The 24,559-nt window shown below is 71.4% G+C and carries 25 protein-coding genes; 11 read left to right on the top strand and 14 right to left on the bottom strand.

All coding sequences use genetic code 11. From position 1 onward, the window contains the following. Window positions 1-45: 45 nt before the first annotated feature. Together V6U86_RS20810 and V6U86_RS20805 are read right to left on the bottom strand one after the other, a co-directional pair. The gene (locus V6U86_RS20810; RefSeq protein WP_334505624.1) at window positions 46-690 is read right to left on the bottom strand and encodes a class I SAM-dependent DNA methyltransferase; all 645 of its coding nucleotides are present in this window, start codon (window positions 688-690) and stop codon (window positions 46-48) included. An 8-nt stretch (window positions 691-698) separates the two neighbouring features. Beyond that, window positions 699-1,316 carry a pyridoxamine 5'-phosphate oxidase family protein gene (locus tag V6U86_RS20805; RefSeq protein WP_334505520.1) on the bottom strand — a complete coding sequence of 206 codons (618 nt, stop codon included), beginning with the start codon at window positions 1,314-1,316 and terminating at the stop codon, window positions 699-701. Window positions 1,317-1,470: 154 nt separating this feature from the next. Here V6U86_RS20805 and V6U86_RS20800 point away from each other — a divergent pair, with 154 nt between their 5' ends. Genes V6U86_RS20800 through V6U86_RS20790 form a run of 3 tightly spaced genes read left to right on the top strand, consistent with a single transcriptional unit; the run spans window position 1,471 to window position 3,640 of the window. Continuing rightward, entirely contained in the window at window positions 1,471-1,974 is a 504-nt protein-coding gene (locus V6U86_RS20800) for a DUF2231 domain-containing protein (protein ID WP_334505519.1), read from the top strand. Beyond that, window positions 1,974-2,525, top strand: coding sequence for an Hsp20/alpha crystallin family protein (locus tag V6U86_RS20795; protein WP_334505518.1), 552 nt, complete (start codon window positions 1,974-1,976; stop codon window positions 2,523-2,525). The genes V6U86_RS20800 and V6U86_RS20795 overlap by 1 nt, the downstream gene beginning before the upstream one ends. A gap of 8 nt (window positions 2,526-2,533) precedes the next feature. Continuing rightward, on the top strand, window positions 2,534-3,640 hold the full coding sequence (locus tag V6U86_RS20790) for a glycosyltransferase family 9 protein (protein ID WP_334505517.1): 1,107 nt from the start codon (window positions 2,534-2,536) through the stop codon (window positions 3,638-3,640). A gap of 1 nt (window position 3,641) precedes the next feature. Here the strand turns inward: V6U86_RS20790 and V6U86_RS20785 are convergent, their stop codons facing one another. Continuing rightward, entirely contained in the window at window positions 3,642-4,520 is an 879-nt protein-coding gene (locus V6U86_RS20785) for a glycosyltransferase family 2 protein (protein ID WP_334505516.1), read from the bottom strand. Next, window positions 4,517-6,361, bottom strand: a complete 1,845-nt coding sequence (gene rfaE2 / locus V6U86_RS20780) for a D-glycero-beta-D-manno-heptose 1-phosphate adenylyltransferase (protein ID WP_334505515.1) — start codon at window positions 6,359-6,361, stop codon at window positions 4,517-4,519. The genes V6U86_RS20785 and rfaE2 overlap by 4 nt, the downstream gene beginning before the upstream one ends. Window positions 6,362-6,540: 179 nt before the next feature. Here rfaE2 and V6U86_RS20775 point away from each other — a divergent pair, with 179 nt between their 5' ends. Continuing rightward, window positions 6,541-7,083, top strand: a complete 543-nt coding sequence (locus tag V6U86_RS20775) for a type 1 glutamine amidotransferase domain-containing protein (protein WP_334505514.1) — start codon at window positions 6,541-6,543, stop codon at window positions 7,081-7,083. A 207-nt stretch (window positions 7,084-7,290) separates the two neighbouring features. Next, entirely contained in the window at window positions 7,291-8,967 is a 1,677-nt protein-coding gene (locus V6U86_RS20770; protein WP_334505513.1) for an MDR family MFS transporter, read from the top strand. 45 nt (window positions 8,968-9,012) lie between these two features. Here the strand turns inward: V6U86_RS20770 and V6U86_RS20765 are convergent, their stop codons facing one another. Together V6U86_RS20765 and V6U86_RS20760 are read right to left on the bottom strand one after the other, a co-directional pair. Further along, on the bottom strand, window positions 9,013-9,162 hold the full coding sequence (locus tag V6U86_RS20765) for a hypothetical protein (RefSeq protein ID WP_334505512.1): 150 nt from the start codon (window positions 9,160-9,162) through the stop codon (window positions 9,013-9,015). A 4-nt stretch (window positions 9,163-9,166) separates the two neighbouring features. Then, window positions 9,167-9,799, bottom strand: a complete 633-nt coding sequence (locus tag V6U86_RS20760) for a TetR/AcrR family transcriptional regulator (RefSeq protein ID WP_334505511.1) — start codon at window positions 9,797-9,799, stop codon at window positions 9,167-9,169. Between the two features lie 124 nt (window positions 9,800-9,923). Between V6U86_RS20760 and V6U86_RS20755 the strand changes: the two genes are divergently transcribed. Further along, the gene (locus V6U86_RS20755) at window positions 9,924-10,958 is read left to right on the top strand and encodes an aldo/keto reductase (RefSeq protein WP_334505510.1); all 1,035 of its coding nucleotides are present in this window, start codon (window positions 9,924-9,926) and stop codon (window positions 10,956-10,958) included. A gap of 37 nt (window positions 10,959-10,995) precedes the next feature. Here V6U86_RS20755 and V6U86_RS20750 read toward each other — a convergent pair whose 3' ends face one another. Further along, window positions 10,996-11,487, bottom strand: a complete 492-nt coding sequence (locus tag V6U86_RS20750; protein WP_334505509.1) for an NUDIX domain-containing protein — start codon at window positions 11,485-11,487, stop codon at window positions 10,996-10,998. A 71-nt stretch (window positions 11,488-11,558) separates the two neighbouring features. Between V6U86_RS20750 and V6U86_RS20745 the strand changes: the two genes are divergently transcribed. Beyond that, on the top strand, window positions 11,559-13,193 hold the full coding sequence (locus tag V6U86_RS20745; RefSeq protein WP_334505622.1) for a fatty acid--CoA ligase: 1,635 nt from the start codon (window positions 11,559-11,561) through the stop codon (window positions 13,191-13,193). 186 nt (window positions 13,194-13,379) lie between these two features. On the opposite strand, the gene V6U86_RS20740 is transcribed toward V6U86_RS20745, so the two are convergent. The 6 genes from V6U86_RS20740 to ku form a co-directional block, all read right to left on the bottom strand. Beyond that, window positions 13,380-14,390, bottom strand: coding sequence for an NADPH:quinone reductase (locus V6U86_RS20740; RefSeq protein ID WP_334505508.1), 1,011 nt, complete (start codon window positions 14,388-14,390; stop codon window positions 13,380-13,382). A 28-nt stretch (window positions 14,391-14,418) separates the two neighbouring features. Next, window positions 14,419-15,072, bottom strand: coding sequence for an HAD family hydrolase (locus V6U86_RS20735; RefSeq protein ID WP_442934982.1), 654 nt, complete (start codon window positions 15,070-15,072; stop codon window positions 14,419-14,421). 32 nt (window positions 15,073-15,104) lie between these two features. Next, a complete protein-coding gene (locus V6U86_RS20730; RefSeq protein ID WP_334505619.1) occupies window positions 15,105-15,932 on the bottom strand; it encodes an SCO6745 family protein in 828 nt (275 codons plus the stop codon). A 188-nt stretch (window positions 15,933-16,120) separates the two neighbouring features. Continuing rightward, window positions 16,121-16,834, bottom strand: a complete 714-nt coding sequence (locus tag V6U86_RS20725; RefSeq protein WP_334505507.1) for an FKBP-type peptidyl-prolyl cis-trans isomerase — start codon at window positions 16,832-16,834, stop codon at window positions 16,121-16,123. 112 nt (window positions 16,835-16,946) lie between these two features. After that, window positions 16,947-17,585 carry a DUF4241 domain-containing protein gene (locus tag V6U86_RS20720; protein ID WP_334505506.1) on the bottom strand — a complete coding sequence of 213 codons (639 nt, stop codon included), beginning with the start codon at window positions 17,583-17,585 and terminating at the stop codon, window positions 16,947-16,949. Between the two features lie 74 nt (window positions 17,586-17,659). Next, window positions 17,660-18,688, bottom strand: coding sequence for a non-homologous end joining protein Ku (ku, locus tag V6U86_RS20715; protein ID WP_334505505.1), 1,029 nt, complete (start codon window positions 18,686-18,688; stop codon window positions 17,660-17,662). Window positions 18,689-18,773: 85 nt separating this feature from the next. Here ku and ligD (V6U86_RS20710) point away from each other — a divergent pair, with 85 nt between their 5' ends. From ligD (V6U86_RS20710) to V6U86_RS20695, 4 genes are all read left to right on the top strand, one after another. After that, complete coding sequence (gene ligD, locus V6U86_RS20710) at window positions 18,774-19,715, top strand: non-homologous end-joining DNA ligase (RefSeq protein WP_334505504.1); 942 nt, start codon at window positions 18,774-18,776, stop codon at window positions 19,713-19,715. Next, the gene (ligD, locus tag V6U86_RS20705) at window positions 19,705-20,619 is read left to right on the top strand and encodes a non-homologous end-joining DNA ligase (protein WP_334505503.1); all 915 of its coding nucleotides are present in this window, start codon (window positions 19,705-19,707) and stop codon (window positions 20,617-20,619) included. Before ligD (V6U86_RS20710) ends, ligD (V6U86_RS20705) begins: the two co-directional genes overlap by 11 nt. Before the next feature lie 62 nt (window positions 20,620-20,681). Continuing rightward, a complete protein-coding gene (locus V6U86_RS20700) occupies window positions 20,682-21,200 on the top strand; it encodes a SigE family RNA polymerase sigma factor (protein ID WP_334505502.1) in 519 nt (172 codons plus the stop codon). Between the two features lie 5 nt (window positions 21,201-21,205). After that, window positions 21,206-22,090 carry a hypothetical protein gene (locus tag V6U86_RS20695; protein WP_334505501.1) on the top strand — a complete coding sequence of 295 codons (885 nt, stop codon included), beginning with the start codon at window positions 21,206-21,208 and terminating at the stop codon, window positions 22,088-22,090. Window positions 22,091-22,204: 114 nt separating this feature from the next. Here the strand turns inward: V6U86_RS20695 and V6U86_RS20690 are convergent, their stop codons facing one another. Next, a complete protein-coding gene (locus tag V6U86_RS20690) occupies window positions 22,205-24,511 on the bottom strand; it encodes an esterase-like activity of phytase family protein (RefSeq protein ID WP_334505500.1) in 2,307 nt (768 codons plus the stop codon). Window positions 24,512-24,559 lie beyond the last annotated feature (48 nt).

The following is a 24,559-nucleotide window of genomic DNA, read 5'->3' as shown; positions in this document are numbered from 1 at the left end:
TCGTTGAGGGCGATGGGGTGGCTCAGGGCCGTTGACGACTGGCGATCAGGGCTCCCGTCGTCCGACGATGATGCCGCCGAGCCGGCTCTCCGCCGAGGTGACGGTGGTCTGCGAGTCGACGGTGAACCCGTTCCGGCACAGCCAGGCCGCCACCTGAACTGGCTGCCGACGATGGACGTGCACGTTCATCGGGTGGCCGCCGTAGCCCTCCGTCTTGAGCGTCGTCTGGTCGCCTACGTGGAAGCCGAGCAGCAGCGGGCCGCCGGGACGAACCACCCGCCGGAAATGCGCGAACACCGCGCCGATCTGGTCGTCGGGGATGTGGATGAGGGAGTACCAGGCGACCAGGCCGGCGACCGAGCCATCGGCCAGATCGAGGTCGGTCATCGAACCGACCTCGAACCTCAGCTCAGGGTGATCACGGCGGGCCACGTCGATCATCCCGGGCGAGAGGTCGATCCCGAAGGCGTCGACGCCGAGCGTGCGCAGGTGGGCGGTGATCCGCCCAGTCCCGCAGCCCACCTCTACGACCGGCCCACCGCCGGCACCCTGCACGAGATCGGCGAACGACGCCAGCGCGGCTCGTTCGTGCGGTGCCTGCGCCAAGAGGTCGCGTACCAGGTGCGCGTAGCTGACCGCCACCCTGTCGTAGGAGGTGCGGGTCCGCGACAGCCAGTCGTCTGCTGTCACCACGACGATCAGGTGTAGATCTTCGTGGCGTACTCCGGGCCGTAGTGCCGTTCCAGGTCTTCCAGGGTCTCCGCCGGCGCCTCGACCTCCTTGATCAGGCGTGCCCGGGACGGCAACACCTCGGGCTGCCAGGTCTCCGGCCGCCACAGCTCGGACCGCAGGAACGCCTTCGCGCAGTGGTAGAAGATCTGCTCGATCTCCACCACCACGGCGAGCACCGGCCGGTGCCCCTTGACCACCATGTCGTCGAACCAGGGCGCGTCGCGCACGAGCCGGGCCCGCCCGTTGATCCGGAGCGTGTCGGTCCGCCCGGGGATCAGGAAGAGCAACCCGACGTGCGGGTTGTCGAGGATGTTGCGGTAGCCGTCGGCCCGCCGGTTGCCGGGCCGCTCGGGCAGCGCGATTGTCGTGTCGTCCAGCACCAGGGCGAACCCGGCCGGGTCGCCCTTGGGTGAGACGTCGCAGGTGCCGTCAGCGCCGGCCGTGGCCAGCAGACAGAACGGTGAGGCGTCGAGCCACTCGCGGTCCCGCTCGTGCAGGCGGGGGCGGTCCTTGGTGGCGGCGCGCGGGTGCGGTACGCCGAGCAGTTCGCGCAACTCCTCGTGCGAGGTGATCTCCACCGTCACGTTGATCCTCCCTCGACCGTTGAGCCGGTGGCGGGCACCACCATTCGTCAGCCTAAACCGCCGTGACCAGCGTGAGGTTTGCGCCGGATCACCGGGGGTACGGCCCGCCGTACGAGACCGTCGCGCAGCGCAGCCGACCAGTGGAGGCCGGGAGATGGAGAGCCGACTCAAGGTGCTGGGTCACCCAGTCCATCCGATGCTGGTCATGTTCCCGGTCGCGCTGCTGGCCACGGCGGTGCTGTTCGATGTGATCGACACCGTGGGTGGTCCCGACTTCCTCGGCGAGGTCGCGTACTGGAACATCACCGTTGGCCTGATCGGCGGCCTGCTCGCCGCGGCGGCCGGCTCGTTCGACCTGCTGGCGATCCCGACCGGCACCCGCGCCAAGCGGGTGGGTCTGCTGCACGCCGGCGCCAACGTCGCGGTGGTCCTGCTCTTCGCCGCCGTGTGGGTTGTGCGGCTCAACGCGGATTCGCGGGCCGCCGGCGGGGCCCTGGTCGCCATCGAGGTCGTCGCGGTGGCGATCCTCGGCATCAGCGCCTGGCTCGGTGGCGAGCTGGTCGACCGGCTCGGTGTGGGCGTCGACCGCGACGCCGGCCTGGACGCGCCCAGCTCCCTGCGGCCGCCGGCGTCGACCCAGCGGATCGGAGGGGTGTGATGAGCGAGCAGCAGTTCGGTGGCTTCGGCCGAGGGTGGCGGGGCAGCCGGCAGCAGGGTTGGGACCCGATGGGGGAGTTGCAGTCACTGCGCGCCGAGCTGAGCCGCCTGGTCGGTGGTCGCGCCGGGGCGTCGGACGTCGAGTTGACCGAGACCTCGGACGGCTGGGAGGTCGTCGTCCGGCTGCCCGGGGTGGCGCCGGAGGAGGTGGCGGTCGAGTTGGACGACCGTGAGCTGTGCGTGCGGGCCCGCTCGGAGGCGGAGGTCAACGCCGACCAGGGCATCCCCGGCGGCTTCGAGACGCGCGGCTTCGAATACCGGGTCAACCTGCCGGCGCGGGTCGACCCGGACGCCATCGATGCGGTGATGGACCACGGCCTGCTGCGGGTCCGCCTGCCTCGGGCGACCCGGCCCGCGCCGCGCACCATCACCGTGGGGCGCACCGGGCCGCGCTCCGGCGACCTCCTGCCGGGTACGCCGATGCCGGCCGATCCCGCCGCGGACCGGGAGTTGCACCGCCCGGACACCGCTACCGAGATCGACCGGCCGTAGCGCGCCGCGTGGTCAGCCCTCCCGTGCTCGGCCCGACCGCCGAGCGCCTTCCGGACGTGCGGCGGATCGCCGTGCTGCGCGCCAACGCGCTCGGCGACTTCATCTTCGCCCTGCCGGCGCTGGACGCGTTGCGCAGCGCGTACCCCTCGGCGGAGATCGTGTTGCTCGGTGCGCCGTGGCACGCGAAGCTCTGGCGCGACCGGCCCGGCCCGGTGGACCGGGTGCTGGTGGTGCCGCCGGCGGCCGGCATCCGTACGCCGGAGCAGGGCGAGCCGGAGTCGTCGATGGACGACTTCCTGGCCGCTGCCACCGGTGCGGAATTCGACCTGGCGGTGCAGATCCACGGCGGGGGCGCCAACTCCAACCCGCTGATCGGTCGGCTCGGCGCCCGGGTGACCGTCGGCCTGCGCGCCGACGACGCGCCGCCGCTGGACCGGTGGCTGCGCTACGTCTACTACCAGCACGAGGTGATCCGCTATCTGGAGGTGGTGGCGCTGGTGGGAGCGCCGGCCACGACCATCACGCCGACGCTGGCGGTGACCGACGCCGACCGGGCCGAGGCCGCCCGGGTGCTCGGCCCGGCGGGCCGTCAGCGGGTGGCGTTGCACCCGGGTGCCACCGACACGCGCCGCCGCTGGCCCGCGGAGCGCTTCGCCGAGGTGGCCCGCGCGTTGCACGACGACGGGTACGAGGTGCTGGTCACCGGCACTCCCTCCGAGCAGGAGGTGGTGGACCGGGTCGTCGCCGCGGCGCAGGTGCCGGTGCGCCCACAGGTGGGCACGCTCAGCCTCGGTGGGCTGGCGGGTTGCTACGCCGACTGCGCGTTGGTCGTCTCGAACGACACCGGCCCGTTGCACCTGGCCGCCGCGGTGGGCGCTCCCACGGTGGGCATCTTCTGGGTCGGCAACCTGATCAACGGGGCCAGCCCGCTGCGGGGCCGGCACCGGCCGATCAGCTCGTGGACCGTGCACTGCCCGGTCTGTGGGGTCGACTGCACACCGGGCATCTATCCGCACCGGCCGGGCGACGGCGAGTGCCCGCACCGGGACTCGTTCGTGACCGACGTACCGGTCATCGAGGTGCTGGAGGCCGCCCGGGAGTTGCTCACCCGGTAGGTCAAGCCGGCTGCGGGGTGTCCTCGTCGGCGAGGACGACCTCCCACGCCTCCACGTCCCGGTCGGTGACGGTGGTGGGGGACTCCAGGTGGTACGCGCCGCTGGGCAGGATTCCCGCGCCGCCGTAACGCGACATCACGGCCAGCTGCGCGGCCACGTCCTCGCCCTGGTGCTTCTCCTGCACCCGACGCCAGAAGTCGAAGCCACCGGCGTCGACGAGCTTGGCCCGGTCGTAGAGCACGCACCCGCCGATCCAGGAGACCTTGTACGCCCGCCACGAGCCCGGCGGCAGCGCCAACTGCTCGGTGATGTGCAGCAGGTTCGCGGCGGAGTGGATCCGGGCCCGTTTCCACTGCGGGGTGTCGGGTCGGATCCGTTCCGGTGTGGGCGGGCCGGCCCACTCCTCGTAGTGGCCGTGCGATTCCGGCCGCACGTCATCGGTGTACGAGAGCCCGTGTACGCCGTTACCGACGAACCCACAGCCCAGCTCACCGATCGCGGTGACCAGCCGGCGCAGCGCACCCGGTTCCAACCAGATGTCGTCGTCGAGGGTGAGGACGTACCGGGCGGCCGAGGCGGCGAGCAGGTACGCCCGGTGTTCGGCCAACCCCCGACGGGGCAGCCGGCGGGTCAGCAGCACCGGGTGACCCCGGTGGCGCAGGGCCCGGACCATGGTGGCCGCGGCGGGATGCGCGTACGCCGGATCCCCATCGGACTGATCGCTGACGACCACGCCGAAGCCGGGCAGCCCGTCCTGGGCGGCGAGCCCGCCCAGGGTGACGGCCAACTCGGCGGGCCTGTTCCGGGTCGGAATCAGCACGTCGACCAGCCGGTCGGCGCGGAACTCCGCCGTTGTGCCGAGGTCGAGAGGGCGGTTCACGACGCCTGGGTGCGGGTGCGCAGGGACGGGTCCGGCTGCCGGTCCTCGGCGTACGGCGAGGGCTCCGTGGGGTGCGCGGACGGATCCTGGCTGTGCGACCGGATCCGCTCGATGATCGCGGAGGTGGACCGGTCCGGCACGTACCCCAGGGTGCGCACCTGGCCGCCCAGCCGGCGCACCAGTGGCGCCTCCGGCACCAGCTCCGGCGGATAGTCGCCGCCCTTGACGTACACGTCCGGTCGGACCGCCTCGATCAGCGCGGCGGGTGAGTCCTCCTCGAAGACCACCACGTGGTCCACGCAGGCGAGGGCGGCGAGCAGGGCCCCCCGGTCCTCGACCGGGTTGACCGGCCGGTCCGGGCCCTTCAGCCGTCGTACGCTGCCGTCGGAGTTGACCGCCACGATGAGCAGGTCACCCAACGCGCGGGCCTGCTCCAGGTAGCGCACGTGCCCGCGATGCAGCACGTCGAAGCAGCCGTTGGTGAACACCACCGACCGTCCCGCCTCGCGGTGCTCGGCGACGATCGCGTCCAACTCGTTGCCGCCGACCACAGCGGGGTGGGTCGTGGTGTTTGTCGGCTGGTCGAGCGCGGCGAGCAGGTCGTCCCGTCGGCACACACAGGTGCCGGTGTCCGAGACGGTGATGGTGGCCGCCAGCTGGGCGAGTTGGGCGGCGGTGGGCAGCGGCGCGTCGGCGGCCAGGGCCAATGTCATCGCCGCCAGGTACGCGTCGCCGGCACCCACGGCGTGGCTCGCCGGCACCGGTGTGCTGTGGCTGCGTCGTGGCTCCCCGTCGGCGCCGCCGACCACCGCGCCCTCGGTGTCCAGGGTCACCGCGACCACGTCGGCGCCGGTGTGCGCACGCAACTCCGCCAGGCGTGACTCGGCCAGGACGGCCCGGTCGACGCCCTCGCCGGCCCGGGTGTTCACGGTGACCCCCGTGCCGGTGACGCTGAGCCCGTCGCCGGTGAGCGCGACCCGTCCCTCGCCCGGGGTCGGCTCACCGACCGGCCCCGGGGCAGTGCTGTCGGTGACGTCGTCGGCGCGTACCGCCCCCGGGGCCGCGCCCACCGTCATTTCGGAGGGCCCGTCGGTCGGGTCGCCGTGCGGGTGCTCCAGGTGCAGTTCCGTCCCGCCGGTCGGTCGGGTCGTACCGCCCGCACGGGCCAACAGCCGGGTCGCCTCGGCGAAGCTGGGGGTGACCACGGTGGGCGCGAGACCCCGCCAGTCGGCGAGGTCGTGGGCGTCCAGCGCGACAGTGGCGTACCGCTCGCGGTTCTCGACCAGCCACGCGCGGACCGGTGCGGGCAGCGCGCCCAGGCCGTAGTCGCAGACCACCAGGGTCGGCGCTTCCCCGCCGGCGGCGGCGCGCAACTCCTCGGTGGCGCAACTCAGGGCGGTGAGCAGTCGGGCCACGCCGTCGTGGTCCAGGGCGTCCTCCGGGTCGCCGGAGTCCTCGCGCAACAGGATCTGGTTGCCGGCCAACATCCGGCGCTTCACCGGGGTGGGCCGCCCCGGCAGGTTGACCGTGCGGTCCCAGACGCCCGCCCGGTCCAGGCAGTCGTGCAGTTCGTCGCCGGCGACGTCGGCGCCGACCGGCGCCACCAGCACCGCCCGGCCGCCGAGGGCGGCGACGTTGACGGCGGTGTTCGCGGCCCCACCGGCGGCGGAGATGCGCCGCCGCAGGGTGAGGACGGGCGCGGGCGCCTCCCGGCAGAGCCGGTCGGAGTCGGCGAACCGCCATTCGTCCAACATGGCGTCACCGACGATCAGGACTGGGCGTTCGAGCCAGCTCTCCACGACGGTGGCGAGCCGGCGCTGTTCCGCTGCTGCTCCTGCCATGCCTCCCCGGGTCCCCAGCGGCCTGGCGGACAAACCTGGGTGGTGGCCGTCCCGCTACTGGTCACCCCGCCTTCGATGGCTCCTGACCGTTCCGAACCTGTCCGACCTGTCCTTACCTGTTTCGGGCGTTCGAGGGTGGGAAGGGGATTGAGATCCCCCCGGAAAGGAGATGTACCGAGATGGCAGCGACACTGCAGGGCAAGCGGATCGCCTTCCTGGCCGCCGACGGCGTCGAGGAGGTCGAGTACGTCCAGCCACGGGAGGCGGTCGAGAACGCCGGCGCGACTGTCGAGTTGGTCTCGCTCAAGCCCGGTTCGATCCAGTCCTTCAACCACCTGGACCACTCCAAGACCTACGACGTGGACGTGACAGTCGACAAGGCGGACGCCGCCGGTTACGACGCGCTGGTGCTGCCCGGAGGGGTGGCGAACCCGGACTTCCTGCGGGGCGACCCGGACGCGGTGCGGTTCGTGAAGGCGTTCTTCGACGCGGGCAAGCCGGTCGGCGTGATCTGTCACGGCCCGTGGACGCTGATCGAGGCGGACGTGGTGCGCGGTCGGCGGATCACCTCCTGGCCCACGCTGCGCACCGACCTGACCAACGCCGGAGCCACCTGGGTGGACGAGGAGTGCGTCACCGACGGCAACCTGACCAGCAGCCGCAAACCCGACGACCTCCCCGCCTTCTGCGCAAAAATCCTGAAAACCTTCCCCACCCCCTAAACCCACCCCACCCCCACCCCCTACCCCGGTTGATCATGAAGTTATTGCCACGACACGCCGTGCGAGTTGGCAATAACTTCATGATCGTCGAGGAGGGAGGGAGGGAGGGAGGGAGGGAGGGAGGGAGGGAGGGAGGGTCGGGGGCGGGGTGGGGGTGGTTTTTTGCGGTTGGGCGCATGTTCTGCGGGTGGCGGGATAGAAGGGCACATGACCACCGAAGCCTCCGAAGCCCCGGTGCTGAACCGTCAGCAGATCCGGCTGCTCATGTTGGGCCTGATGACCGGCATGCTGCTGGCCGCACTCGACCAGACCATCGTTGGTACGGCGCTGCCGACCATCGTGGGCGAGTTGGGCGGAATCAACCACTACTCGTGGGTGGTCACCGCGTACCTGCTCGCCTCGACCGCGTCGACGCCCCTCTACGGCAAGATGGCCGACCTGTACGGGCGTCGACCGGTCTTCCTCTTCTCGATCGGCACGTTCCTGGTCGGGTCGTTGCTGGCCGGGTTGTCGCAGAACATGACCCAGTTGATCGTCACCCGGGGTATCCAGGGTCTCGGTGCCGGTGGTCTGCTGACCCTCGCCTTCACCATCATCTCGGACGTGGTGTCACCCCGGGAACGTGGGCGTTACCAGGGCCTGTTCGGCGCGGTCTTCGGGATCTCGTCGGTCGCCGGGCCGCTGGTGGGCGGTTACTTCGCGGAGACCGACTGGCGGTGGATCTTCTACATCAACGTGCCGCTGGCGATCCTGGCCATCGTCGTCTGCTACCACGTGATGCGGCTGATCCCGTTCGAACGTCGGGACCACTCGATCGACTGGCTCGGCGCCGGCCTGCTGGTCGCCGGGGTGAGTTCCCTGCTGCTCGCGCTGAGCTGGGGTGGCAACGAGTACGCCTGGGGCTCCGGCGTGATCATCACGCTCTTCGTGGTCGGTGCGGTGCTGGGGGTGCTCTTCGTCCTCCAGGAGGCCCGGGTGGCCGAGCCGATCCTGCCGCTGCGGTTGTTCCGGAGCGCCACCTTCGCGCTGGCCAACTCGGCCCTGCTCATCATCGGTCTGGTGATGTTCGGTTCGATCATCTTCATCCCGTTGTACCTGCAGATCGTGAAGGGCGCCTCGCCGACCCGCAGCGGTCTGCTGATGCTGCCCATGATGGCCGGCATCATCATCACCTCGATCCTGACTGGCCGCGCGATGACCCGGATCGGCCGCTACAAGTGGTTCCCGGTGGCCGGCTCGGTGACCCTCCTGGTCGGTATGTTCCTCTTCACCCAGTTGGAGGTGGCCACCTCACTCTGGGTCGCCTTCGGTTTCATGGTGGTGATCGGCATCGGGCTGGGTCTGTGCATGCAGTCGCTGATCCTGGCGGTGCAGAACGCGGTCTCCGTACGCGACCTGGGAGCCGGCACCTCCTCGGCGACCTTCTTCCGGTCACTGGGTGGTTCGTTCGGGGTGGCGATCCTCGGCACGGTGCTCTCGTCCCGGCTGACCGGCGGGCTCGCCGACCGGTTGCCCGGCGCGATCGCGCAGCTCCCGCCGGAGGAGCAGGCCGCCGTGGCGGCGAGTGGCGGCACCAACATCTCGATCAACGACCCGGCCACCATCATGGCCCTGCCGGGGCCGGTACGCGCGGCCATCCAGAATGCCTTCGTCGACGCGCTGGACATGGTCTTCCTGACCGCCGGCGTGATCGCGATCGTGGCGGTGGTGGTCACCCTGACGCTGCCCAACACACAGCTGCGGGGTGCCGGTCCGAAGGGTGCCACCGGTGGCGCCGATCCGCTTGGCGGCGAGGCCCCGGCCCCGGGCGGCAAGCCGTTGACCCGCGAGTCCAAGGAGGAGGCGGCCGCCGACATGGAGGCCAAGTCCCAGACGATGATCTGAGTGTCTCGACCCGACCGCCCCGGACCGCTCCCGGGGCGGTCGGTGTCAGCCGGCCACGAGGCGTAGCGGCTGCGGGTGTTGACTGTTGAGGCGGTCGAGCGCGGCGGAGGTCGCCGCGTCGGCGGGCAGGCACACGACCAGACGCTGGTCGTCGTCCGCCGGGAGTTCGAGGGTCTCGTACGCGGCCTGAGACAACCGGTCAGGCGGGGCGGCGGTAGACGCCGTACCACCAGGTCTGGGCCAACTCCCGGGCGGCTGCGGCGTCGTTTTCGGGGTCGGCCGAGGTCGTGCTGACGTGGTCGGCCAGGAAGCGGTCGCCGCCGATCACGACCAGCCGGCTGGCCATTGTGACCTCCACGTCGGCGGGAACGCGCCCGGCCTGCTGCTCGACGCGGAGCAGGTCCGCGGTGCGGGCCACGAACCTCTCCAACCCTGCCGCCCAGTACTCCCGGATCGATTCGTCGTACGTGGCTACCTCGTTGACCGCAGCCAGTACCGGAGCGTATGTCCGGTATATCCGGATCACGTCGGCGAAGACCTCGGTCAGCCGCGCGAGCGGGTCGCCCGGCTCGCCCGGGTGCCACTCGTCGGTGCGGTCGAACGAACTTTCCCGCATGGTGCCGGCGAGACGCATGAGCAACTCGGTCTTGTCCCGGAAGTGGGTGTAGAAGGTCGACCGCGCCACGCCGGCCTCGGCGGCGATCCGCTGCACGCCGAGGTCGGTGAAGCGGATGCCCTCTTTCAGGAGCCGCTCGGTGGCCGCCAGCACCCGCGCTTCGACTGCTGCGCGTCCGTCGGGGTTGCGCGGGCGGCGGCGGGTGATCGAGGGCATAGCCGGAATCCTAGGTGGCCGGGGGCGCGCTGGCGACGTACGCTCGTTGCCGGACACACTGTCCGACATAGTGACCACGGAGTGCCTGACCTCGGCCTCCGACCCACCACGAGGAGCAACACACGTGAAGTACCGACTGCTGGGCAACACCGGGGTGTACGTCTCGGAGATCTCGCTCGGCGCGATGACCTTCGGCGGCAGCGGGCACCCGCTCTGGGGCACCCTCGGCGGGCTCGCGCTGCCCGAGGTGCAGCGAATGGTGGACACCGCGCTGGACGCGGGCGTCAACTTCGTCGACACCGCCGACGGCTACAGCGACGGCGAGAGCGAGGAACTGCTCGGCAAGGCGCTGGGCAAGCGGCGTCGCGACGTCGTGCTGGCGACGAAGGTGCACTCCCGGACCGGGCCCGGCCCGAACGACGTCGGCACCTCCCGGCTGCACATCATGCAGAACCTGGAGGACAGCCTGCGTCGGCTGGGCACCGATCACATCGACCTGTACCAGATCCACAACTTCGACCAGGTCACCCCGATGGAGGAGATGCTGCGCGCGCTCGACGACGCGGTCCGGCAGGGCAAGGTCCGCTACATCGGCGCGGCCAACTTCGCCGCCTGGCAGATCTCCAAGGCGCTGGGCATCTCCGCACGGGAGAAGCTGGCCGGATTCGTCTCGGTGCAGGAGTACTACTCGCTGCTGGGCCGGGACGTGGAGCGCGACGTGGTGCCGATGGCGCTCAACGAGGGTGTCGGCCTGACCGTCTGGAGCCCGCTCGCCGGTGGTTTCCTCTCCGGCAAGGTCAGCCGGGACGGCGCCGTCGCCGACAGTGGCGCGCGCAGCGCCCAGCCCGGTTACGCAAGCTTCACGCCGATGGACCCGGAGCACGCCTTCGGGGTGGTCGACGTGCTCAAGGGTGTCGCCGAGCGGCACGGGGTCAGCCCGGCACGGGCGGCGGTCGCCTGGCTGCTGTCCCGGCCGGCCGTGACCAGCGTGATCGTCGGTGCCCGCAAGCAGGAGCAGTTGGTCGACAACATCGCTGCCTCGGACCTCACACTGACCGCGGAGGATCTCACCGAGCTGGACGAGGCCACCAAGCTGCCGGTCGCGTACCCGAACTGGATCCAGGAGGGGTACTTCGCCGGGCAACGCTACCCGCAGTGAGGCACGGCCCCCGGGGTCGGTGACCCCGGGGCCCGCCCTACTTGAGGATGAGCCGGTTCGTCTGCTCGAAGACGTCCAGGTCGGCCAGGGTCTCGACGACCGAGGAGGAGAGTGGGGCGGGGAACCGGTCGCGGGCGAAGAACCCGGCATCGGTGGTCTCGTCGGTGACCCGGGTCAACTGCCCGTCCCACTCCTCCACCTTGAACGCCGTCGTGAACACCTGGTACGTGTGGCCGTACATGTTGGTGCTCGTCCGGTCCGGGCCGGTGTAGAGGGCGAACGCGCAGACCCGCAGCGCGCGCAGGCCGGTCTCCTCACGGACCTCGCGTACCGCGCAGTCGGCGATCGACTCGCCCAACTCCATCGCACCGGCCGGCATGGCCCACTGGCCGTTGTCCGAGCGTTTGATCAGCAGGATGCGTCCGGCGTCGTCGTTGACCACGGCACGGGCGCCGACGAACATCAGCGTCCGGTCCCCGGCGAGCGCGCGCAACTGCCCTACGTATGAGTCGGCCCAGGAGATGCTCACCTGCGACAACTTACGGGGGTTCCCAACGTGTGACCGCCGACACTAGCTTGTTACCCATGCGTAGCACGATGATGGACGCCCCCCTGCAGATCTCCCGGATCCTCGACCACGGCGCAGGGGTGCACGGCACGGCCGAGGTGGTCACCTGGACGGGCGCCGAACCCCGCCGGATGACGTACGCCGAGGTGGGCCGTGCCGCCGCCCGGCTGGCACACGCGCTGCGCGACGAGTGTGGGGTGACCGGCGATGAGCGGGTCGCCACCTTCATGTGGAACAACAACGAGCACCTGGTCGCCTACTTCGCGGTGCCGAGCATGGGCGCGGTGCTGCACACGCTCAACATCCGGCTCTTCCCCGACCAGGTCGTCTACATCGCCAACCACGCCGAGGACCGGGTGGTGCTCGTCGACAGCACGCTGCTCCCGCTGCTGGCCCGGGTGATCGGTGAGCTGACCACGGTGCGGCACGTCGTGGTGGTCGGCGGGGGCGACCCGGCCCCGCTGGTGGCGGCTGCCGGTGACCGGATCACGGTGCACCACTGGGACGCGCTGCTCGCCGACCGGCCCGACACGTACGACTGGCCCGAGGTCGACGAGCGCGACGCCGCCGCGCTCTGCTACACCTCGGGCACCACCGGCAACCCGAAGGGTGTGGCCTACTCGCACCGGTCGATCTATCTGCACTCGTTGCAGGTCTGCATGCCGGAGGGTTTCGGTCTCGGGCCGACCGACCGCGAGTTGGCCATCGTGCCGATGTTCCACGCCATGTCCTGGGGTCTGCCGTACGCGGCCTTCCTCTCCGGCGCGTCGCTGATCATGCCGGACCGGTTCCTCCAGGCCGCGCCGATCGCCGAGATGATCGCCGCCGAGCGGCCCACCCTGGCCGGCGCGGTGCCGACCATCTGGACCGACCTGCTGGCCTACCTGGACACCCACGACGTGGACACCTCGTCGCTCGGTGAGGTGATCGTCGGCGGCTCGGCGTGCCCGCCGGCGCTGATGCACGCCTTCGACGATCGGCACGGGATCGACGTCATCCACGCCTGGGGGATGACCGAGATGTCCCCGCTGGGGTCGGTCTCGCGTCCGCCCGCCGGTGCGAGCGGTGAGCAGGCGTGGCGTTACCGCTACACGCAGGGGCGGGTGCCGGCGGGCGTGCAGGCGCGGATCGTCGGCCCGTCGGGTGAGCCGATGCCCGCCGATGGCAAGGCCGTGGGCGAGTTGGAGGTCCGGGGGCCGTGGGTGACCGCCCGGTACGTCGGTGACGACGCCCCGGACGAGGAGAAGTTCCGCGACGGCTGGCTGCGCACCGGCGACGTGGGCACCCTCTCGCCGGACGGCTACATCACGCTGACCGACCGCGCCAAGGACGTGATCAAGTCCGGTGGTGAGTGGATTTCGTCGGTGGAGCTGGAGAACGCGCTGATGGCCCACCCGGCGGTGCTGGAGGCGTGCGTGGTGGGTGTCCCGGACGAGCGGTGGGACGAACGTCCGCTGGCCACCGTGGTGCTCCGGGAGGGCGCTTCGGCGACCGCCGAGGAGTTGCGGGACTTCCTGGCCGGGTCGGTGGCGCGCTGGCAGTTGCCCGAGCGCTGGGCGTTCATCGACACGGTGCCGAAGACGAGCGTGGGCAAGTTCGACAAGAAGGTCGTCCGTTCGCGGTACGCCGGGGGTGAGCTGACTGTCCGGGAGCTGACAGCCCCGTAACGTTTTGCCAGGCACTGTCGCCTCTTAGGGCGGGAGTACTCCTGAACAACCCTCCCCAGGGGCGGCCCCGGCGTTCGCACCGCGCCGGGGCCGCCCGCTCCACGCGGGATGACCCGCACCGTCATTGTTGCGAAAGTTATTCGCCTTTGTCCTGCTGACAGGGAAATCGGGCGGTCAGCGACCCGATCAGGCGTCGCTGGTCGTGATGAGCACCTTGCCCACCGTCGAGTCCTCCACCGCCTGGTGCGCAGCAGCCGCCTCCGCCAGCGGGTAGTAGTGCAACGGCAGGCCGGCGTCCGCGCCGACCCGGATGCCACCCTGGCTGGCCGCCGCCGCCACGTCCTTCACGCCCTGCGCCTTGGCCGCCTTCGGCTCGGTGTAGACCAACACGAACTGCCAGCGGGCGTTCGGCGCCATCATCGCCCGAATCGGGATGCGCACCTCGCCCCCGCCGTCGTCGGCGTACATGCAGACCGCGCCGCCGTGCCGCAGCACCTGCACGTCGGTCGAGGCGTTGCGGGCGGGCGAGACCTCCACGATCGTGTGGACCCCGTCGGGGGCGATCTTGTGGACCTCCTCGACCACGTCCTGCTCCCGATAGTTGATCACGAAGGAGGCGCCGGCCGACGCCGCGAGCTGCGCCTTCTCCGCGCTGCTCACCGTGGCGATCACCGTGGCGTCGGCCCACCGGGCGAGCTGGATCGCGGCGTTGCCGACCGCGCCCGCACCGCCCTGCACCAGCACTGTGTGATCCGCCAACGCGCCGGCCCGCAGGGTGTCCGGCATGAACTCGCCAGCGGTCAGACAGCGGTGCGCGGTGAGGAACGGGATGCCCAGGGCGGCACCCAACTCAAACGCGGCAGCGCCGAGACGAACCGCATGCCGGACCGGCACCAGCGTGTACTCCGCCGTCGTGCCCCACGGTCGCTGCCAGGCGGCCTCCCAGACCCACACCCGCTCGCCGATCAGGTCGGGGTCGACCCCGTCACCGACCGCCTCGACCACCCCCGCGCCGTCCTGCCCGGGAATCTGCCACCCGTCCGGCGGGGAGTTGCGGCGGGACTTCCAGTCGGTCGGGTTCACCCCGGAGACCGCGATCCGCACCAGGACCTCGCCCGCGCCCGGCTCCGGCACCGGCCGGTCGACCAGACCAAGCACCGACGGGTCGCCGGCACGCTCGTACACGATGGCCTTCATCCGTGGTCTCTACCCCGCTCGGCCCGGGTCAACCCAGCTCGTCCACCAGCTCGGGGGTCAGCTCACCGATCGCGCTCACCGTCACCGCCGCCAGCCCTGCGGCGTCCGGATCGAGCGGGTACGAGCCGTGCGGCAGCGCCACCACCCGCATCCCCGCCGCCGCCGCGGAGCGCACCCCGTTGGACGAGTCCTCCACGGCCACACAGCGGGTCGGGTCGACGCCGAGGCGCCCCGCCACACTCAGGTAAACGTCCGGCGCGGGCTTGCCCCGCTCGGTCTGCTCGGTGGAGAGCGTCGCGCCGAACGCGTCGGTCAGGCCGGTCGCCGCCAGCGCCGCCTCGATCAGCCGGGTCGGCGACGAACTGGCCAACCCGAGCGGCCACCGCGCGGCCAGCCGGCGGACGACCTGGTCGGCGCCGTCGATGAGGGGTACGTGGTCCCGGTAGCGTCGGGTCATCTCCTCGACCACCTCGGCGGCGACCTGCTCGGCGGTGCGGCCGACGCCCAGCTCTCCACTGAGATAGTGGGCCCACTCGCCGGTGCTCATCCCCATCAGCCGGCGTTGGGTGTCCGGCTGCCACGTCCCGCCGTGCGCCGCCACGTACGCCCGGCGGACCTCCTCCCACACCGGCTCGGAATCCACGATCACGCCGTCCAGGTCGAAGACCACCGCATCCGTCACGGGCCCATCCTGCCTGACCGACGAGTGCCCGGTCAGCCGGGCAGCGCTGGCAGACCGAGCGGGCTGCCCTCGGGCAGCAGGGTGTGGCCGGCCCGGGAGATCGGCTCCAACAGCTCCCGGAGCCGGTCCGTGCCGTCGGGGCCCAGCGCCTGCCACGGGTGCGCGGCGGCCCGGTCGGTGGCGTCCTCGATGGCCTGGAACCCGGCTCGGGCGTCTTCGGTGGTTGCGCCGTCCCCGGTCAGCCAGCCCCGCTCGGTGAGCCGCTCGCGGGCGGCCTGCCACTGCTCCTCGGACCAGCCCCGGCCCAGCAGGTACTGCGGCGGTGAGCCGTCCAGCGCTACCCGCCCGGTCAGCGTCTCCACCGGGTCCAGCCCGGCGGCCACCAGCGCCGCCACGTGCCCGTCGCCCCGATGTTCGCGCAGCGTGGTGGCGGCCTGCCACAGCCGTGCCAGCGGGTACTCGCCGGCCGGGAGGGCCGCGTTGGCCGCACCGAGCACCCGGCCGGCGGTCTGCGCCGCCGAGGCGGCCCGCTCCAGCAGGTCGGCCGCCTCCACCAGGTGCGACTCCGGTAGCTCGTAGGTCAGCTCGGCGAGCGCCTGCACGGCACCGGTCAGCCGGGCCCGCAACGCCTCCTGCGGGGTGGCCAACCGCCACACCGCCGGCAGCGCGCGGGCCACCATCGGCGGCGCGAAGTTGAAGAAGGCGGCGATCACCGGGGCCGCCTCGGTGGCGCCCAGCGGCGCGGCCCGGCCGGCGAAGTAACCGCGCCAGTAACCGCGCAGCCCAACCGCCTCGTACGCGGCACGGGCCCGGGGGTGGAGGTAGGTGACCGCGTGCACCGGCTCGAAGTACGCCCACATCGACCGGGCAACCCGCCCAGGCTCGTCCAGCGCCGTCACATGCACCTCCGCGTCCGGTTCCGGCTGCTCACCCCGGGCGGCGAACCGCCCGGGGTGACGCCGAACCTACTGCCGCTGGGTGACGGGCCGGAAGCCCCATGTGAACAACTCCATCGCGACCCGGCGACAACCGGGACGACCCGGACAGATCACTGGGCGGCGAGCACGTCCACCACGAAGCGCAGCGGACCCTCGGGGGCACCGTTGGCGGCGGCGTCCTTGCCGTACGCCAGCTCGCCCGGGATGTCGAGCTGCACCCGGCTGCCCACGGTCACCCCGACCAGGCCCTGGTCCCAGCCGGGAATGACCCGACCGACGCCGATCGGGAAGGTGGCCGGCTGCCCGCCCTTCCAGGAGGAGTCGAACTCCTTGCCGTCCTTGTAGAACACCCCCACGTAGTTGGTGGTGATGTCCTGGCCCTTCTGCACGGCCGGGCCGGTGCCCTTGATCAGCGGGGTGACCGTGAGCTTCGTGAGCTCACCCGTGCCCGCCTTCACCTCCGGCTTGGTGCCCAGCGCCGGGTCGGCGTCGGCCGGCAACTGCGGAGCGGGCGGTGCGCCGGCCTCGTCGGGGGCCGCGGCGGAAGCGGACGGGGTCGCGTCGGCCTGGTTCGCCGGCTTGTCCTTACCTCCGCCAATCGCCACGAAGACGGCGATCAGCGTCCCGGCCACGGCGACGGCGGCGAGGCCACTGAGCGCGGCGTTGATCTTCCGCCTCCGGTCAGCCGCCTGCTTCGCCGCCAGCTGCGCGGCCAGCCGGCGCCCCGACTTGGTCGCCGTGCTCGGGTCCTGCCCTGCCGACCGGTTCTGCTGCGTCCGCTCGCTCACGTCGTCGACTCCCTGCTGCGAAGGTGTGGCCGGCAACCTGGTGCCGGGGGGAAAGCCGACGCACACGGTACCCGCACCGCGGCCTACCGTGCCCGCCGCGTTTGCCTCGGATCGCCCAGCACGACAGTTCCAGGGCCATCCCGGGCGGTTATTCCGGGACGACCATGAAGTCAGTCACGAACGAGGTGACCCGGCCGTCGGCGGACCGACCGATCCAGGTGCCGTAACAGCCGTCGCCCCAACCCGTGGCCACGGTGACCACGTTGGCACCGCTCGCCTCGTCCAACACGGCGGTGATCAGCCCCGGGACCGGGGACGAGGGCAGCTCGGCGGGGATGAAGACCTCCTCGACCCGGTCATAGTCCCAGCCCTCCAGGACGGCGAGCGCGGTCGGGTCGGCGAACGTGCCGACGCCGGCGTCCACCCCGTACCCGAAGTAGTCGTCCGCGCCGAGCGTGGCGACGTCCTGGTCACCCGCGACGGCCGGCTCCCAGCGGATCGTCGGCTCGGGGGAGACGACCAACTCCAGCGCGGCGACCCGTCGGTCCACCTCGGCGTCCTCCCGGAGCACCACCGCCACCCAGGCGCGGGCGGGATACCGCCCCGGCGGCACGGTCACCGTGAACGGCTCCGCCTCCGGGCAGACCAGCGGGTCACAGCCGACCACCCGGCCGGTCGGCAACACGATCTCGCCCACCGGGTGAACCTCGATCAGATACCCGCCGTGCTCGTCGGTGAAGCGGGCGCCGGGCGTCAGCAACCGATCCAGATCAGGGGTGTACGGCATGGGGTGCTCCTCCGGTCGCCAGCGGCCGGCGGAGCGTACCCGGCCCGGCGGACACCGCCGCCGCTGCCGTACGGTCAGGCGCTCTTGCGGGGTGCGGTCTTGCGCGCGGCGGTCTTCTTCGCCGGCTCCGTCTTCTTCGCGGCGGTCTTCTTCGCGGCGGTCTTCTTCGCCGGCTCCGCCGTCTTCTTCTCGGCCGTCTTCTTCGCCGCGGTCTTCTTAGCGGGTGCCTTGGCCGCCTTCTTCTCGGCTGCCTTCTGGGCGGACCGGGCCGACGAGATGGGCGTCGGCTCTCCAGCACCGCCACCACCGCGCGCCGGCTGCTCGCCGCGAGCCGCCTTGGCGCGCTCCACCGAGGCCTTCAACGCCGCCATCAGGTCCACCGCCGCGGCCGGGGCCTCCTCGACCTCCTCCGGCTGGACGACCTCGCGACCCTCCACCTTGGCGTCGATGACCTCCTGCAACGCGGCCCGGTAGTCGTCGGTGAAGACGTCCGGCTCGAACTCGCCGGTCATCGAGTCGATCAGTGAGCTGGCCATGGCCAACTCCGGCGGGCGCACCTTGAGGTCCTCGTCGAGGAAACCGAAGTCCGGGGTACGGATCTCGTCCGGCCAGAGCATGGTGTTGAGCAGCAGCACACCCTCGCGGACCCGCAGCGTGGCCAGCTGCTCCCGCTGGCGCAGCGCCACCTTGACGATGGCCACCCGCTCCGAGTCGATCAGCGCGTCGCGCAGCAGCACGTACGGCTTCGTCGCCGTGCCCTCCGGCTCCAGGAAGTACGCCTTGTTGTAGAGGATCGGGTCGACCTGTTCGGCCGGGACGAACTCCAGCACGTCGATGGCACGGGAGCTGGTCAGCGGCAGGTCGGCGAAGTCCTCGTCGGTGAGGATCACCATCTCGCCACCGCCGATGTCGTAACCCTTGGCGATGTCGTCGTAGGTGACCTCCTCGCCGCAGACCGAGCAGGTGCGCTTGTAGCGGATCCGGCCGCCGTCCTCGCGGTGCACCTGGTGGAACCGAATGTCCTTCTCCTCGGTGGCGGAGTAGAGCTTCACCCCGATCGAGACGAGCCCGAACGACACGGCTCCCTTCCAGATGGCACGCATCCTGCGCTCCCTTCCCCGGTATCGACCATGCTCGCATCCGAAAGAACCGGACGCGAGGTGTTCGGCCTGCTACTACAGTCGGGTCGTGCCCGGCGCGCCGCTCAAGCCGATGCTCGCGATGACCGGGCCGCTCCCGGCGGGTGACGGCTGGGCGTACGAGTTCAAGTGGGACGGCGTCCGCGCGCTCGCCGACATCTCCGGCGGCGACCAGCACCTGTATGCCCGCTCCGGTGTGGAGATCACCGCCGCGTACCCGGAGCTGGCCACCCTGCCCGAGCAGGTCGACGACGCGCTGCTCGACGGCGAGGTGGTGCTGCTCGGCCAGGGTGGGCAGCCGTCGTTCACCGCGTTGGCCGAGCGGATGCACGTGCGGGACCGGGTCAAGGCGGCCCGGTTGGCCGCGGCCATGCCGGTGACGTACATGATCTTCGACCTGCTCCGGCTGAACGGCGACGACCTGACCGGCTGGCCGTACGAGCGCCGCCGGGAGGCGCTGGAAGCGCTCGCGCTCGGTGGCCTCCGGTGGGCGGTGCCGCCGATGTTCCTTGACGGCCCGGCCACCTACGAGGCGGCCGCTGAGCACGGCCTGGAGGGGGTGATGGCCAAGCGGTTCGGGGCCGTCTACCGCCCGGGGGTGCGCTCACCGGACTGGGTGAAGGTCAAGCTGGAGGTGACCGGCGACTTCGTCATCGGCGGTTGGCGACCGGGCGCGCGCCGGATCGGCGGCCTGCTGGTCGGGGTGCCCGGCCCGGACGATCGGCTGATCTACCGGGGTCGGGTCGGCGGCGGGATCGGCGCGGCCATCGAGCGGCAGCTCCTCGCCGAGCTGGAACCGCTGCGCTCCGGCGTGTCACCGTTCGCACCGGGTGTGCCACGGGAGGATGCCCGGGGCGCCATCTGGGTAGCACCCCGGGTGGTGGTGGAGGTGAAGTACGGCCAGCGCACCCCCGACGGCCGGCTGCGCTTCCCCCGGGTGCTGCGGTTGCGCCCGGACAAGCCTCCGGAGGAGGTCGACGATGCCGGCTGACCGGCTGCGGGTGGACGTCGAGGGCCGTGCGCTGGAGCTGTCCAACCTGGACAAGGTGCTCTACCCGGCGGCCGGGTTCACCAAGGGTGAGGTGATCGACTACTACACCCGGATCTCCGCGGTGCTGCTGCCTCACCTGCGGGACCGACCTGTCACCCGGATCCGCTTCCCCAACGGCGTGGACGACAAGTCGTTCTTCGAGAAGAACACGCCGGCCGCGACCCCGGACTGGGTGCGCGTGGAGAACCTGCCCGCGCCCGGGTCGACGAAGGGCCGGGAGACCATCGACTACGTGGTCGCCGACGACCTGCCCACCCTGGTCTGGCTGGCCAACCTGGCCGCGTTGGAGCTGCACACGCCGCAGTGGAAGGTGGGCGAACACCCGGACATGATGGTCGTCGACCTGGACCCGGGGCCGCCGGCCGGGATCGCCGAGTGTTGCCCGGTGGCGGTGCTGATGCGTGACCGGCTCGCCGAGGACGGCATCGAGTCGTACCCGAAGACCTCCGGCAAGAAGGGCATGCAGCTCTGCTGCCCGATCGCCGGCACCCAGTCGTCCGACCTGGTCTCCGACTACGCCCGGCGGATCGCCCAGGAGCTGGAGCAGGCCCACCCGAAGCTGATCGTGTCGCGGATGGCGAAGAACCTCCGACCGGGCAAGGTCTTCATCGACTGGAGCCAGAACAACGCGGCGAAGACCACGGTCGCCCCGTACTCGCTGCGGGCCCAGTCGGTGCCGTCGGTGTCGACGCCGCTGACCTGGGACGAGGTGGAGGCCGGCGCGCGCGGGCGGAAGCCTGCCGTCCGCCAGTTCACCGCCGCCGAGGTCCTGGAGCGGGTCGAGGAGTACGACGACCTGCTCGCGCCCCTGCTCGACGGCGGTCCGGAACTGCCCACCCGCTGACGCGCGCCGACAACATCCGCGAGCGGCGACAACCTTCGGCGATGCTGCCGCGTGTAAGGCGCGTGACCGACCAACAGAAACCACTGTCCGCGGCGGACCGGTCCTACGTCGCGTTCGTCGAGGTGGCGTGGCAGCGGCACATCCGGCTGGCCATGCTGCTCAGCGGCGACCGGTGGCGGGCCGAGGAGTTGCTCCAGGACAGCCTGGTCAAGGTCTACGAGCGGTGGCGGCGACTGTCCCGGCTCGGTGACCCGCACGCCTACCTGCGCCGGGCCCTGGTCAACAACCACACCTCGGTTTGGCGTCGGCGTCGACGCGAGAGCCTCTTCGCGGACGTCCCCGACCGGGCCACCACGGCCGACAGCGTCGGCCCGGACGCGGTGGTCCTGCGCCGGGCGCTGATGTCGCTGCCGGCCAAGCAGCGGGCGGTCGTGGTGCTCCGCCACTACGAGGACCTGAGCGAGCGCGAGGTCGCCCAGGTGCTGGGTTGCTCGCTGGGCACCGTCAAGAGCCAGAACGCCCGAGCGCTGGGCAAACTGCGCCACCTCCTTGAGGAATCCTTCGACTCGGTAAGCAGGTGAAAGTCATGAACAGCATCGATGACCGTCTCGCGCAACGGCTGCACGACATCGTCGACGGCGAAACGGGCTCCGAACCCCCGGTGGGTGCGTTGATCGAGCGCGGCCGGCGGGGCCGCCGACGCCGGACCACCGCACTGGTCGGCTCGACGTGCGTGCTGCTGGCGCTGGGCGTCGGCACCGCGCTCACCGTGCCGACGACCGCACCGTCGGGTCGGACCGGCGCCTCCACCGAGGCCGCGCGACCGGAGCCCGTCTCACCGGCGATGCGGCTCGTCTCGGCCGCCGCCGCCAGCGAGAACATCAGCTACCGGATGCGGCTGACCAACTCGGGCCCGGGTGGGCTGACGTACGAGGGCGCGTTCGACCCGAGGACCGCCACCGGGTATGTGCGTGTGCCGCAGGACGACTCGGTCATGACCGAACTGCTGATCAACGGCACCCGGTACGAGGGCGGGGAACGACCGCTGGGCAAGCTGCCGGCCGACAAGGGCCCGGGCGAGACGTACGGCCGTTACGGCCAGTACCCGGGGACGTACGACCGGCTCTCCCTCTACGGCGACGGAAACGGCGTGCTGGATGCCGCCGAGCCCGACCCGGCTGCCCTCTTCGCAGCGCTGAAGCGTCAGAACGCGACCGTCACCGAGAACCCGGATGGCACGCTGCACTTCACGTACGCCACGTCCGGAAAGGACGGGTCGAGCAGCACGGCCGGTGACGTCACGCTACACCGCGACGGCCGGATCGCGACGGTGGCGCTCACCGTCACCTGGCAGTCGACGGCGAAGGGTCGGCTCGACCAGGGGACGGTCAACTCGACGCTCGAACTGTTCAACTACGGCATCGAGGTGACGGTCAAGCGCCCGACCGACGTCGTGATGGTCAAGGAGTAGGCCCACCGGCCGCCGCAGCGACGGCGAGGCCCGGCGCCCACGCAGGTGGACGCCGGGCCGAGGCTCATCCGACCGGTGCCGGAGTGGGCGGACAGCCCCACCGGCGGTACCGGATCAGCGGTGCCCGAAGACCTTGCGACTGGTGCCCAACCGCAGGAGCACCGTCTCGCCGGTGGCGTCCTGGACCGCGTCGTTGTCGGTGATCGCGTAGACCTCACCGTTGCCGGCGACGGTCAGACCCTCCAACTTTTCCTGCGTCCACCCGTTGGTGGCGCGCAGGGCGGGCAGCACGTCGACAGCGAGCGTCTTCGGCAGCACCTTCAGCGGGCCGGTCGCCGCCGCACCCGGCAGCGGCACCGTGTAGATCCGCTTGACCGTGGCGGCCGGACCGTTCAGCTTGTCCCGCTCGATGACCGCCAACCGGTCGCCGACCACGGTGATCTCGGAGAGGCCCATCCAGTCGCCGGGCACCGTGGTGGTGTCCAGCTGGTAGCCGAACCAGCTCCAGGTGCCCGCGGTGACGTCGTACCTGCCGAGTCGGACGATGCCGGCCGGGTCGGTGCTCAACTCCCGCTGCACGGCCACCCAGACGATCTCCCGACCCTGCCGGTCGGTGGTCGCGGTGACGCCCTCCAGGCCCTGCTTACCGAGACCCGCGGCGACATCGGCCGGCAGTGCGACGACCTGCCGGGTGACCCCAGCGGCGTCGAGCCGGACCAGCTTGTTCTCCGCGCCCTTGGCGCCCTCGACGGCGAGCCAGAAGCCACCCTGCGGGCGGGCGAAGATGCCCTCCGCGTCGTAGCCGACAGGTGCTCCGGCCGCGTCCTTCACCGGCAGCGCGCCGGTGATCACGGCGGGCGTCCGCTTCGCGTCGATGGTGAGGATGCGGGTCTGGCTGTACGCCGCGTCGGTGACGCTGTAGAGCTGGTCCCGCTTGCCCGGTGCCGCGCTCAACGCGCCGAGCGCGCCCCAACCGATCGGTGCGCCGGTGAAATCGGTGCCTGACACGATGCTCGGGAACGTCGGCGTGCCCTTACCGAGCTGGAAGAGCGACACCGACGCCCGGACGTTCACCGACGCGTCGTCCTCCTCGCTGGAGACCGCGAGCAGCCCGCGCGACGGGATCGGCAGCAGCCCTTCCGGCCCGTTGGTGGTCGGCAGGACCTGCTTGAACACCGGCCTGGTGGGGTTGCCCAGGTCGTACACGGCGACGAAGTTGCTGCGCTCCGAGCCGACGAACGCGTACCGCACGCCGTCGTACTCGGCGACCGCCACGCCCTCCGGCTCGGTGCCCTTCTTGCCGGCCCGGTCCTCGTTGTGCAGTCCGTACGTGACAGCGAGCCGCTCGAAGGTGTTGCCGGCGTCCCAGGCGACGCGTCCAGTGCGGCTGTCGAAGACCGACCAGCCGCGGGTGCCGCCGTGCCAGTCGCCCTCGTTGGCCGTTGCCAGGTAGCGGTCGTCGACCCAGGCCACCGCGTCCGGCTCGCGCGGCACGTCGGTGATGCTGCCGGTCAGGTCGATGACACCGTCCTTCCTGGTGTCGATCCCGCTGATCGTGGCGGTGCCGGCGCTGAAGACCTTGGTGACCCGGCCGGTGGGCAGGTCGACGAGGACGACACCGTTGTTCTCCTGGAGCGTCACGGCCAGCTGGTTGCGGCTGTTGATCGAGACGTACTCCGGCTCCGGGTCGGTGGGCGCGGCCAGGCCCGCCTTGACCAACGCGGGCAACGCGCTGCCGTCGGCGCCGGTCAGCGCGACCGGCCGCAGCCGCCAACCGGCCGGGGACTTACCGGTCAGATCGACGATCTGCACGAAGCCGGCGGGCGCCTGGGGCAGGTCGCCTTCCTCGCCGCCGGGCGGGGTGGCCTCCTCGTCCCGCTCGTTCTCGATCGCGATCGCGGCGTACCGCTTGTCCTTGCTGATCGCGATCGAGTCGGGCTGACCACCGAGGTCGAAGCTGGCCACCCGCTTGCGGCTGGCCAACTCGATCACGTCGAGCCGGCCGGACGGCGCGGTGTAGCTGCCGCTGGTGTTCACCACCACCAGCACGTACCTCCCCACCACGGCGACCGAGGTCGGCTCGTCCTCGGCGTCGCCGAGCTGGGCCAGGGAGAGCGTGCCGAGGCCGCGCGGCCGGTCGGCACGGGAGATGTCCAGGAAGCCGATGCGCCGGGCCAACGCGTCGGTGTGGATCAGAGTGCGACCGTCCTCGCTGACCGCCGAGATCTCGGCCACCGTCGCTGTCGCCGGATCCTCGCCGGCCGGACGGTTCTGGAAGACCGGGAACGTGGCGACCCGGTCGAAGGCGAGCGACCTGGCTGGGTGGTGGTGCCCGCCGGCCGACGCGGGGGTGGCCCCGGTCAGGCTGGCGGCGGCGACACCGGCTGCGGTGAACGCGGTGAATGCTCTTCTGAGTGTCAAGGACTTCCTCCGTTAGGTCGTACCCGCACGGAGGCTGACAGCTGTTGA

Origin of the sequence: Micromonospora sp. CPCC 205558, assembly GCF_036902955.1 — a bacterium.
Taxonomy (GTDB): Bacteria; Actinomycetota; Actinomycetes; order Mycobacteriales; family Micromonosporaceae; genus Micromonospora.
Note: the sequence above shows the minus strand (reverse complement) of the source record. Positions and strands in the feature narration are given on the sequence as shown.